This window comes from Candidatus Melainabacteria bacterium RIFOXYA2_FULL_32_9, assembly GCA_001784615.1.
Classification (GTDB): Bacteria; Cyanobacteriota; Vampirovibrionia; order Gastranaerophilales; family UBA9579; genus UBA9579.
Genome location: MFRQ01000037.1, coordinates 1 through 12,609 on the forward strand (window position 1 = coordinate 1; position 12,609 = coordinate 12,609).

At 31.1% G+C, this 12,609-nt stretch carries 10 protein-coding genes; 6 read left to right on the forward strand and 4 right to left on the reverse strand.

Going from position 1 to position 12,609, the window contains the following annotated elements:
- Positions 1-212: 212 nt before the first annotated feature.
- From A2255_06595 to A2255_06605, 3 genes are all read right to left on the reverse strand, one after another.
- Positions 213-3,242 carry a hypothetical protein gene (locus A2255_06595; GenBank protein OGI22533.1) on the reverse strand — a complete coding sequence of 1,010 codons (3,030 nt, stop codon included), beginning with the start codon at positions 3,240-3,242 and terminating at the stop codon, positions 213-215.
- A gap of 217 nt (positions 3,243-3,459) precedes the next feature.
- Positions 3,460-5,475, reverse strand: a complete 2,016-nt coding sequence (locus A2255_06600) for an ATP-dependent DNA helicase (GenBank protein ID OGI22534.1) — start codon at positions 5,473-5,475, stop codon at positions 3,460-3,462.
- A gap of 14 nt (positions 5,476-5,489) precedes the next feature.
- Complete coding sequence (locus A2255_06605; GenBank protein OGI22535.1) at positions 5,490-6,626, reverse strand: hypothetical protein; 1,137 nt, start codon at positions 6,624-6,626, stop codon at positions 5,490-5,492.
- Positions 6,627-6,809: 183 nt separating this feature from the next.
- Between A2255_06605 and A2255_06610 the strand changes: the two genes are divergently transcribed.
- Positions 6,810-8,468, forward strand: a complete 1,659-nt coding sequence (locus A2255_06610; GenBank protein OGI22536.1) for a hypothetical protein — start codon at positions 6,810-6,812, stop codon at positions 8,466-8,468.
- Positions 8,469-8,470: 2 nt separating this feature from the next.
- Here A2255_06610 and A2255_06615 read toward each other — a convergent pair whose 3' ends face one another.
- Entirely contained in the window at positions 8,471-9,838 is a 1,368-nt protein-coding gene (locus tag A2255_06615) for a hypothetical protein (protein ID OGI22537.1), read from the reverse strand.
- Positions 9,839-10,001: 163 nt separating this feature from the next.
- On the opposite strand from A2255_06615, the gene A2255_06620 reads away from it, so the two are divergent.
- The 5 genes from A2255_06620 to A2255_06640 all read left to right on the forward strand — a co-directional run bounded on the left by A2255_06620 (position 10,002) and on the right by A2255_06640 (position 12,501).
- Complete coding sequence (locus A2255_06620; protein OGI22538.1) at positions 10,002-10,394, forward strand: hypothetical protein; 393 nt, start codon at positions 10,002-10,004, stop codon at positions 10,392-10,394.
- A gap of 248 nt (positions 10,395-10,642) precedes the next feature.
- Positions 10,643-10,957 carry a hypothetical protein gene (locus tag A2255_06625; protein ID OGI22539.1) on the forward strand — a complete coding sequence of 105 codons (315 nt, stop codon included), beginning with the start codon at positions 10,643-10,645 and terminating at the stop codon, positions 10,955-10,957.
- A gap of 11 nt (positions 10,958-10,968) precedes the next feature.
- Positions 10,969-11,367, forward strand: coding sequence for a hypothetical protein (locus A2255_06630; protein ID OGI22540.1), 399 nt, complete (start codon positions 10,969-10,971; stop codon positions 11,365-11,367).
- Positions 11,368-11,382: 15 nt separating this feature from the next.
- The gene (locus A2255_06635) at positions 11,383-11,637 is read left to right on the forward strand and encodes a hypothetical protein (protein ID OGI22541.1); all 255 of its coding nucleotides are present in this window, start codon (positions 11,383-11,385) and stop codon (positions 11,635-11,637) included.
- 285 nt (positions 11,638-11,922) lie between these two features.
- Entirely contained in the window at positions 11,923-12,501 is a 579-nt protein-coding gene (locus A2255_06640) for a 2'-5' RNA ligase (protein ID OGI22542.1), read from the forward strand.
- Positions 12,502-12,609: the final 108 nt, after the last annotated feature.

Here is a 12,609-nt window from a genome sequence, read left to right on the forward strand (position 1 = left end):
CTATCTGGTGAACATTGGAAAGATTACCACGGTGACACAGTCACCTTTTTAAATTCATCAATCTTAGTATTAAAACTATGGTTTTTAATGGTGCAGCTTTGCTGCTTCCTCGTAATGACAGTTTGGACGATTTTTAAAATTTTATAAATACCGAAAATAGCAAATATTAGAAATCTATTACCAATCATTAAATATTATTCTAGGCAAGCACCTTATTTTAACTTTTTCAATTCTTCTAAAGCTTCTCTATGGTCAGCTTTTAGTTCAATAGCTTTTTTGAAGTTTAATCTTGCTACGGAGTAATCTTCATTATTCTTGTTAATTAATCCTAGATAATAATAATATTGTGATGAATTGTCTTGATCTAAGTAACTCACAGCGTCAAGATAGGTTTTAGCAAGAAAATAATTCTTTTTATCTATCTCAACTTTGGCTAATTGTAGCCAGCTATCCGAATAATTTGGATTTACTGATAAAGCTTTTTTGAAATATTCTTCTGCTTTGTCAGCTTTTCCACTATTTAAGTGCATTAAGCCAATATTATAATTAGCAAAATAATTATTGTTATCAAAGTTTAAAAGTTTGTCAAAATATTTATAGGCAATTTCTTCCTGGGATAAAAGTTTGTATGCATTAGCTATGGAAAGAATTAGGTCTGGATATTCAGGATCAAACTTTTCTGCTTTAAGGTATTCATTAAGAGATCCTTTATATTTTCCTTCTTTCTTCAAGATGTTACCAAGACCTACTAGTGATTTAGAGCTTTTCTTATTTAATTTAAGAGCTGTTTGATAGCTTAATCTTGCATCATTAAGCTGATTTAAATGGAAATAATAATCTCCAAGAAGCTCATAAATATAAGATTCTTCCTGCTTATTATTAATTAATTTATTTAATATGTCTATTGCTGCTTTATATTCACCTTTTTGTCCGTAATACCTGGCCAGATAATATTGGCTTTTAGTGTTATCTTTTCTGTTATCTTTGAATAATAACCAGTATAATTCAGTGTTAACCAGTTCGATGAACTTTTTATCAACCAGATTCTGTTTTAGAATGTAATCTAATTCTTTTTTTGCTTTTTTAAATTCGTTCTTTTTGGAATAAATTTTTGCTAACTCAAGTTTATAGCTTAAATTATCAGGGTTATTATCAATAGCTTTTTCCAGTTCTTTTAATGCTTTATCAAACTCATTTCTGGCTAAATACGCTTTAGCAGTCAAATAATGTGTGTAATCATATTTATCAAATCCGGCTTCATTATTGATTAATGATATAGCTCCAAAAGGATCATTTTGAAAGTTAATCTTGCTCAATGCTTGAGCTAATAGCATCTCATCTTCTGAGGAAGGAATATTTTTGGGATAATATATGCTTTTTAGGTCTTTTATCTGTAAATCCCATATTTGGCCATCATGAACATTTTTCAATTGATTGTCCGCAAGGTTAAAGAGTCCAAGGGATGCTAATTTAAGTGCTAATTTTACATCTGAAAAGTCGTCATTATACGGGATTAATTTGGCTACTTTTTCAAAATCATACTTAGCCTGGCTTATATTACCTTTAGAGAAATTGTAAAACCCAGACCTTGTTGATTCTTCGATATATTTTTTTCTTTGCTCAGAACCCAGGCTTGGAATATCTTCACCGGTTTTTAAGCTTATGTTTTTTATAGGAGTCTCAGGATTGTTATTGTTATCTTTAAGCTTAATCTTAATATCCAATGGATTGTTTGATTCTGATAGTTTAACGCCGATAATATTATTGGCTATAGTTGAGTAGTTAAGAATACTTATTTTTAATGTGGTAAAGCTTTTAATAACGTCTAAAACTATATCAGTTTTGCTTGAAAGATTATTAAGATCATATTCTGAAATAGCTATATGTATAGGGCTGAAGCTATCATTAGGGAAACTTGGATCCAGACTAATCCACTTACCAATGTAAGCGTTAACCCACATATGATATACAAATGCTTCTTCAGGTACATTTGTATACATTAAACCTACAACAACTTTAGAAGGTATGCCTGCTGCTCTTAACAATGATGCAAGCAATACTGAATGTTCAGTACAGTCTCCTTCCTTGGTTTTCATTACTTCTGCTGCATTTGCAAAATTAACGGAAAGGTCTTTCGTATTTATTTCATCAAATACCCATTTTTCCATTGTTTTTGCAATTTTGTAGGCATCTTTTTTGTGTCCGATAATCATATTAGCCTGATTAATTATTTCAGGATTGTCAGAAGTAATATATGGCCCTGATTTTAAATAATCAGAAAAATCACTCGCTTCAACAGGATATTTAAAATTTTCACTATCTATTAATTGATTTTTTATTTTTAAATAAATAGTGTTTTCCCTGGTATGAATAATTCGTTGTTTATCATCAGTGATAAATATTTCTTCAGGGTTTTCACTCTGGGTTTCAATTTTGTAAGTTATGCTATCAAGATTAAATGGGTCTGGAATATGTGTCTTAACTGGTATTAAGCTTTTATAGAATATATCATAACTATCAACGTTGCCAATAATTTGATCTTTATTACTAGCTATTTTTTCTAAACCAAGAAGAGAAGACTTTTCTTTAACTGACCTTCCTTGCTTATCGTACCATTCATAACTGTCAATATTTGGCAATAAGTCTATAGAGACTTTATATTTTGTATATTCACCCTGTATGTTGCCCTCTTTTAATACTTCAGAGCCAACTTTTTGGGCTGTAACAGTTACGATTTTAATATCATTAGTTGGGTCTATGGTTGAATATTCCAGAGTTTCTTTCTCATTATCCTGGAATAATTGGTTTATTGCGTAGGGAAAAAGTATTTCTTTTTTTATTTCGATTTCTTCTGACTTTGTATTTCCGTTTATGATTGAGGTAACGTGCAGTCTTTTAGGAGATAAAAATCTACCCTTGATATTTATGGTTTCTCCCTTGCTTTCCATATTCGCAGCAAATGAAATCGGATCTCCTTTCATATCTTCGATAAATTGGATGTCTTGAAGTATTTTAACGTCAAAACCAAGACGTTTGAACTTGAGTTCATAGTGTTTATTGGTGACTATTATTTTTTTATCTGCATCTTCTTGTTCTTCTTGTGATACAAAACTATATCCTATCTGACTTTCCTTAATTTTTGTCTGGTAATATTGTTCATAAAAAGGAGCTGCCCAAGCTTTACCTGTGCAAAAAATCAGTATTACACTGATAAACAGGGCAAAAATTTTTATATCTCTCATTGGCAGAAATTCCCCTCAAAAATATTTTGAATATTTCTATTTATTATAATGTTTTATTTATTAAAATATGAACAACTTTGTTAATCACTTAATAAAATTTTTCAAGATAAGCTTATGTCTGACATTTAAGAAAGAAGGAATTTATATGCATTAACCCTTAACGTAAGCTTTATAATGTTCCAATTTGCGTCAATATAAATTGCTGCAACCTGTTTGATTATTCCTGGACAAGACACCATCTTTCAAGAAGGTTTTCCGGGATTTTTTCAACAAATCTTGAAGGTTTTGAAAGTGTGATTCCTTGATTATAATCAAACATATCTATCGGATAAGTGATATAAAGATTATTTTTAGCCCTTGTAGTTGCTACATACATTAATCGTCTTTCTTCTTCCAGGCTATCTTGATCATCATAGGAGTATATGGAAGGAAATTTCCCTTCTACAGCTCCAATAATGAAAACAGTATCCCATTCCAGTCCCTTTGCAGAGTGTATGGTAGAAAGAGTTAAATATTCATCGTGTATAGCTCCTTTTTGAACGTCAGAGAAGCTAGATTCAGGAGGTTCTAAGACTAAATCACTTAAAAAGCTTTCCAGGCTTCTATATCCTTCTGCAAGATATTTAAAATGTTCTAAATCTTTTTCACGCTTAGGAAAATCGTCATATCTATCCGCAAGAATCGGGTGATAATAATTGGCAATAATTTCTACAACTTCTGATGGTTTATATTTTCCCTGTCTGACTGTTTCAATAGAGTTAATAAGAGTATTTAACTGGTCTTTGCTTTTATTGCCTACAGGTAAAAGTTTAATATCCGTAATTTCTTTGCCTGATAAAATTGGAATTAGCTTACTGCTTGCAATATTTCCTATACCATTTAGCAATAATAAAATGCGATTCCAGCTTATCTGGTCTTCTCTATTCACTATGACCCTTAAATGGGCAATTATATCTTTTATATGAGCAGTATCAATAAATTTATAACCGCCAAATTTTCTAAATGGAATGCCTTTTTTACCAAGTTCTACCTCAAGATTATAGGTGGTTCTTGAGCTTCTTGCGAGTACTGCCATATTATTGAGAGAGATACCTTCTTCCTGTAACTCTAAAATTCTTTGTGAGACAAATTCTGATTCGATTTGTTGATTTGGCGCAACAACTATAGCAGGTTTTTCTCCATTTTTTCTAATTGTAAAAAGATTTTTGCTGTATTTTTCATAAGCATATTTAATAACATCATTTGTAACATCAAGAATTTCCTGAGTGCTTCTATAATTTTGTTCAAGCTTTATAACCTTTGCGCCTTCAAATAATTTTGGGAAATTAATAATATTCTTGAAATTGGCACCTCTAAAGGAGTAAATGCTTTGAGAATCGTCTCCTACCGCCATTACATTATTATGTGTATAAGCTAGCAATTTTACTATTTCAGCCTGAATGCTGTTTGTGTCCTGATATTCATCAATCATTATGTATTTATAAGTTTCTGACAGTTTTTTTCTTATTTTTTCGCTGGATAATAAGAGGACTTTTAGATATAAAAGCAAATCATCATAGTCTAAGAGAGAATTCGATCTCTTATAATCACCATATTGCTGGCATATTTCGATAATTTGATCTGTGCATTGCATAAACTGGGAATATTCTGATTCTATAATTTCAGGAACAGCAATGTCTTTATTGATAGCTTTTGAATAAATATCACAAATAGTAGCTTTTCTTGGAAATCTACGTTTCTTTGTGTCAACAATTTTGCCTCTTATCAGGTTTATAGCATCTTCTGCATCACTTCTATCAAGGATAGTGAAGGAGTTTTTAAGCTCTAGCTGGTCGGCATATTTTCTTAGTATCATATTAGCAAAAGAGTGAAAAGTTCCACCTGCTATGTTTTCGCATCTTGAATCTAATATTATTGAGGCTCTGCTGAGCATTTCTTCGGATGCTTTGCGGGTAAAAGTTAGCAAAAGTATGTTATCAGGTTTTATACCTGATTCAACCATCCTTGCTACTCTGTAAACAAGAGTTCTTGTCTTGCCCGTTCCAGCTCCGGCAATTACAAGGACAGGTCCTTCTGTATTTATAACAGCCTGATACTGGCTCTCGTTTAATTCAGCTTCGTAGTTTATCTGGAACTTGTTAACGGTAGAACTTTTTTTCAAGACATACTTTTTGACTGAACTTCCGGCTGTATTGGTTTCTGTTAAATTATTTTTTGTAATTTCTGTAGTCATAATAATATTATAAGCTAATTTATTAAGCTCGAAAATCTCTCCAGTTCTTCTTCAGTATTATAAAAATGGGGTGAAATTCTCAGGATATCCCCTCGTTTTGATAGTTGTACTTTGTTAGCAAGGAGTTTTAGAAAATCCTTCTCGATATCCCTAGTTTTAAATGATAAAATACCTGATCTGTATTGGTTATCAAGTGGACTTATTATCTCGATATTTTTATTTTGTAACAAATTTATAGCAGTATTTGTAAGATGTAAAATCCTTTTTTCGATATTTTCAATTCCATATTCATTAAATAAATCCAGACTTGCTCCTAATGACAGGATACCGGCAATATTTAAACTGCCTTCTTCAAACTTTTTTGCCGATTCTTCCAGGTCAAAATTTATATTGGTAAAATTTAAAGGATCCTTTACACTCTTCCATCCCACTGAAACAGGGTATACTTCATTTAATATTTTTTTATTGCAGTATAAAATTCCTGCTCCTTCAAGTGCTAAAAACCATTTATGTCCATCAGCAACAAGAAAGTCTATTTCTGTTTCTCTTATATCTAGCTTTAGAGCTCCTAATCCTTGAATAGCATCAACGCAAAAGTAGATTTTTCTGCCATATTCCAGAGATTTTTTCTTGCATATATCTGATATTGCTTTCAAGTCATTTCTAAAACCATTAATAAATTCAACCCAGCTGACAGACACTACTCTGGTATGCTGGTTTATTAAGTTTTCAAGTTCATTTAAATCTATAACGCCATTTTCTACTTTTAAAAAATTAACTTTAACCCCTTTTCTCTCCAGATTTAGCCAGGGATAAATATTTGCAGGAAATTCAATATCAGGAACAATAATATTGTCCTGTTCCCTAAATTCAATACCATTTGCCAGTATAGAGATTCCTGCTGAAGTATTTTTGATAAAAGCAATTTCTGAAGCTTCTGCTCCAATAAATTTTGCAAAATCATCTCTAATTTGCTCAGTTTTATCTACCCAAATCGTATAATTTCTTATACCTTCGTTTAAAAAATGATTAATATACTTATCAAGTATTTGGCGGGTTTGCAAGTGTATAGGTGCTACAGCTGCGTGATCAAGATAAGTTAGGCTATTTGTAGTAGGAAAATTCTCTCTTATTTTTGTTATATTTAACATTACTACCTTAAAAAGTTGATTATTATAAATAAAATTATATAATTAAGCTAATGAGCTTTTATTAAGATTTTATATTAATCAGGACTTTAATCAAACCAATTGGTAAAAATAGTAACATTCGTAAAAATTAATCGATATTGGCATCTAATATAATTTAAATGTACATTTAAAAGTGAGAACTCAATGTCAAGCCTAATTCCTGAGAATCAGTCATCAGATAAAATAACGCAATTACAGCATAACTTTTGGGAACTTAATGTATTATTTGAGTTATCAAGAGCTCTGAACTATGCTTCAGATATTTATTCTCTGGCAGAAGGGTTCATTGACTTTTTGAAAAACCAGTTATCAGTCAGGAATATAGCATTTTATGTTTTAGATGGGGAAAAATATCATATAATTTCTTATGATGATGTTGGATTACCTTGTCCTGCAGAGTTCGAAAATGCGGGAGAAGGCATATGGCGTATTATTGAAGAAGGACAACCTGTGCAAGTTGCTGATACTAAAGGTAAATGCATTTATTCACAGTTTTTTGACAGGTATAATTTACATAATCTTAATTCGTACTATTGGCTTCCAATTTTAAACGAAGGCAGAGTAATAACAATTATTTCCATAGGCCCTAAAAATGAAACTGAGCCGTATTCTGAACTTGAACTAAAAACGCTGGCAAAAGTTTGTGAATATATGACTCCTGCAATAAGCAGAGTACAAACTCAGCAAGCAAAAGAGAGAAATATCAATTACCTGCAAAAAAGTTTACATAATATCTCAATTCTTTATAATCTTGGTCAGGCTATTAACTTTATTGATGACTTGAAGAGGTTATTAAAAATTATCTTAGATAAGGCAATTCAGACAGTTTCAGCTGAAAAAGGTTCATTAATGCTTTATGATAATGCTTATAATGAGCTAATTGTAAAAGTTGTACACGGTTTACCTGATAAAGAAATTGAAGATAAAATAAATGAAGGTTTGATTCAGTGCACCAGGATTAAAGTAGGCGAAGGTATAGCTGGAGAGGTATTCCATACCAAAAAACCTATAATTACCAATTTAGGATCAAGTGATCCAAGATTTAAACAGTCATCAAATTCAAGAGTAAGCTCGATTTTATGTGTGCCTCTTGTGGTTAAAGGTGAAGCTATTGGTGTAATAAATATCACTAACAAGTTATCAGGAGGGTTCTTTAACCATGATGATTTAGACTTTATGGTTTCCTTAGCTAACCATGCCGCAATTGCAATAAGTAATGCTCAGTTATATGAACTTGCTACAAAAGATGGACTTACTAAGCTTTATATTTATAGACATTTTCAATATATGCTTGATAGCGAGATTAAAAGATCAGCCAGGTATAAACATTCTGTCTCATTGCTAATGATGGATATAGATAATTTTAAACAAATTAATGATGCGCATGGCCACCAAATTGGAGATGAAATTCTAAGAGTTATTGCGAATGTAATTTCTTCTACCTGTCGGAAAATTGATATGCCAAGTCGATATGGTGGTGAAGAATTTGCAGTTATATTGCCTGAAACTTCTACAGAAAATGCAAGAAAAATAGCAGATCGTATCAGGAGAAAAGTAGAAGCTATAGCTGTAACAACAGAGAACACTGCGAAAGTTGTGCCCACTATTAGTATAGGTATTTCTACGTATCCTGATTTAGCAAATAGTCAGGAATCATTAATTGGTTCAGCTGATAAAGCCTTATACTTTGCTAAGGAAAAAGGTAAAAACTGCGTAGCTGAATTCAGTCCTGATGGTTGCACAATCACATGCCAATGTGAAAATAAAAAGCCAGTTCAAGGTAAAAATAGTAGAAAGAAATAGTACTAATACCTTCTTAATATATGCTGTAATTCTAACAGAGCTGTATATGTTGGCAAAATATAGAGTTTTTCATCATTTTCCAGATTCAATAAAGAATAATCAATGGCTTTTTTAATATTTTCAATGATTTTAAGATTATTATGGTCAATTCCTGCATATTTTAACCTGACAGCCATATCAGAAGCTCTTATTCCACTGGTTATTATCTGTTTATTATGATTATTTAACAGCTCAAAATTAGCATCCCATAACCAGGATACATCTCTTCCATCAGCATAATTATCATTAATTATGATTAATAGTTTGCTATTTTTATTATCTTTGACTGTTCTAAGTACTTCTGTTGCTCCTATAGGGTTTTTTATAAGCTGAATCAATGCTGGCTTGCCTTTAAGATAAGTTAATTCAGCTCTACCGAAAATAGTACTGTAATTTTCCAGTCCATTTATTATGATTTCAGGTGAGATATTTAATTCCAGACACAATGTTATTGCTGCTAGCGCATTATAAGCGTTATATAACCCAGGCATGTTGAGATTCACATTGAATGTTTCAGCATTTTTAGAAGTAATTGTAAGAGTAGAGTTATTAATATCTATATTTGCAACTGCGCTGATATCCGGATTGGGCCTTGATCTTCCGCAATTACAGCTATAATGGCCAAGGTGTCCATAAAATATTTTAGAATAATCATATTTTTTACCACAACTACAAGCCGCAACTTCTTGTGGGGATTTAACAGTTTTATCCTGATTGACAAAATTTACTTCACTAAAGCCATAATATACTTTTTTGATATTTTTATCTTGTGCTAGTGCCGATACCATAGGATCATCAGCATTAAGTGCTACCTTTAGAGGCTTTTTCTTAACAGTTTTATCTATAGCAGACTGAATTTTCTTAGCTGTTGTATCGAGTTCTCCATATCTATCGAGTTGATCTCTAAATAAATTTGTTACTAAAAGCAGTTCCGGATTAAATTCATCTACGGCTTTTAAAAAGAAGGCTTCATCAATTTCCAGAATACAGTGATCTACATCCAGTTTTCCATTTAAACTGCTTTCCTGTGTTATTGCAGTTGTAATGCCGGTTAGCATATTAGCGCCCTTTTTATTATGAGCGACTTTGCGTTTATCCTTAGTCAAAATATTAGCAATAAAACCGGCGGTTGTAGTCTTTCCATTTGTACCAGTAACCACAATAATTTCTCTTTTGGATTGATTAACCAGATATGAAAGTACATCTGGTGCGATCTTTCTTGCTATTTTGCCTGGAAAATTTGTGCCAGCACCAAAATTAAGACGCTTACTAATGTATCCGATTAATTTTGAAGCTAAAATTGAATTTTTGTAAAATAAACTTTTTATCATAATTTTAAATATTCATTTTTGTTTTTAATAATAATTAAACTTTAGAATAATTTCAAAAAAATTATTTAACCTATAAAATGTATACAAATTAATAATGAAATGAACTATAATAATAAAATTCGTTAGGCTATTAGATTATAGAATAAGTTTCTAAATTGAAATTATGACACAAAATTATTTATTAATATTTACTTTTGAGATAGTTATTTTTTATTTTATCGTTTACTCATTAGTCAAGGCAAATAGATGGGTAAATGATAAGCAGCGTTATGTTGATGAAATCTCGATTGACTTGCCTGAGCTAATAAAACAATGGAAAAAGGAGCTGGAGGCTTTTAATCAAAAAGTTAAAAGTCAATTCAATTATGAACCTTTATCGACTCAAGAAATTGGATTTCTTGCAGGAAATATAATTACGGATATTCTAACATCCAGAATACCGATATTTCCGTTTAAAAATAAGTTTGTTGTTTTTTCAGTTTTTATGAAGTTATGGAAATATCGGCATCGTATACAAGCGACTATTGCAACCCAACCATCAAGAACGGTCTTTTGAAGTGATATTTGGAGATAAAATTTTCCATGATTAAATAAAATTACGATTTATTAAAACAAATCATAAATACAGGTTAGACTCGGTTTTGCTAATTTACTTTTGCTGATTATGTAATATTGAGATAGTTAAATAGATTTGAATCATAAATTTGGCTTATATACTTTGGAATTCAGGATAATACGGACATGAAAAATCTAAATACATTTGTTATACTAGAATTTATAAGAATAGTAGACTGGAGGTAATGTATGTCAAAAGTAGCAGACAACTCAGTCAGTTTCGGAGTCGGATTACTGTTTGGTGTAATTGCAGGAGTGGTAGCAGGTGTTCTTGCTGCTCCAAAGTCAGGTGAGGAAATGCGGCAGGAATTAAAAGAAACAGTCAGTAATTTGAGTCAGGAAAATAAAGAGTTAACTTCCTGCACATCCATTAGTGTAGATTTAATAAATAAAATGAAATATACTATAGAAAAACAGATATCTAAAATAAATGATGCGGTTAAAGCTGGTAAAATGGCTGCTGCAAAACGTAAAGAAGAATTAGAATCTGGCTGTAACTACTAGGAGAATAAATATTGGAAATTTTATCACAAAATGCTCAGCAGTCACTTGAGTTCTTGATATATGCAACTATTATAATGCTTATAATCATAACAGTTTTTCTTGTTAAATTATTAGCAGATTTATCAAGCCTTGCAAAATCAACGCAAAGTCTTGTTGCAGTGGTTAAGCATGATCTTGGGCCGACTATGAAAGAATTAAAACGTGCTCTTATAAACATTAATTCAATTACAAATTCTACAACTACACAGTTTAGCAGCTTAAATACTGCTTTAAATGACAGTTTGAATATCCTGTCCCATTCATCTAAAGGCGTTGCTTCAGGAGCTAAAGTGCTTTTTTCAAGTCTTAAACGGGGTGTTCTTACTGGATTAAAAGTATTTTTAGAACAAAAAAACAAAAGTAATGGTTAGAAAAAAGGAGGACTTATGTCTGTAGGTAAATTTTTTGCCGGATTTGTCATTGGCGGAGTTGTTGGCGGAGTTATTGGCCTTTTGCTTGCTCCACGCGCTGGTGAAGAAACTAGAAAAATGCTTGCTGATAATTCATCAGAGATTTACAAAAACTCAGAAGAATCTGTTAAAGAATTGCATGTTAAAGCTAATGCGGTAATGGATGAAATCCAGAAAAAGGGCGATGAATTATTAAAAAAAGTGCAGGATGTTATTAAAAAAGAACAATAATAAGGTTTAACATCTAAGTCCCGTGAAAAAATAAAATAAAAATCCTTCATAACTGAAGGATTTTTATTTTATGCTTGGAATTTTTCCAAAAAAAATACCCTTTTGGAAAAGGGTAAAACTTTTAATAGGAAGGGAATGTTAGGAAGTAAGTTCAGGAAGCTATGTTATATATATAAAGTATTTCTTTTTAAAATAATTGCTCAATAAGAAGAATGTATTTACAATTTTTAATATAATACTATTAGGTAGCTAAAATACTTAATTTAAGGAAATATTATTAATAAAATGTCAAAAAATAGTGAAATAAAAACAGTTCGTTTATTTTTAGGAAGTTATGTAAATTCAGACATAATTTATTCCAGTCTCGATTCAGAAAAATTCGAGCAGGATTTAAATTGCTCAATGAAATTTGTGGAAAAAGAGAATATACATCTTACCTGGAAATTTATAGGAGATATAGAGCAGGACAAAGTTGATAAAATCATATCTACGATTCAGGAAATTATTTCATCACCTTTAAATATTGAAGTAAAATTTCAAGAATTTGAAATATGGCCAAACGGAAGATTTCCAAGACAACTTGTAGTTACGGGAATTGATCTCAATAGTGAAGGAATAAAGCTTTATAAAGAGTTGAACAAAGATCTTGTTAAGTTTGGAATAGATAAGGAAAAAAGATCTTTTAATCCACATATTACTGTTGCAAGATTCAGGGTTAAAGAAAAGCTCAAAGAGTCGATTATATTACCAGAATGGTTTATATTCAAGGAGTCCATTATTAAGTTTTCAAGAATAGACTTAATTCAAAGCACTCTTACTCCTAAAGGCAGTATTTATAAATCTATTCAGTCATTTGAAATATAATTTATAACTATTAGCGCTGCTAAAATTACTCAATTAAATCAATAGAACAAACATCTAGTCCTTACGTCTTGAAGAAAAAAGACGAGAGGTGAGATTATGAGGAAAAGT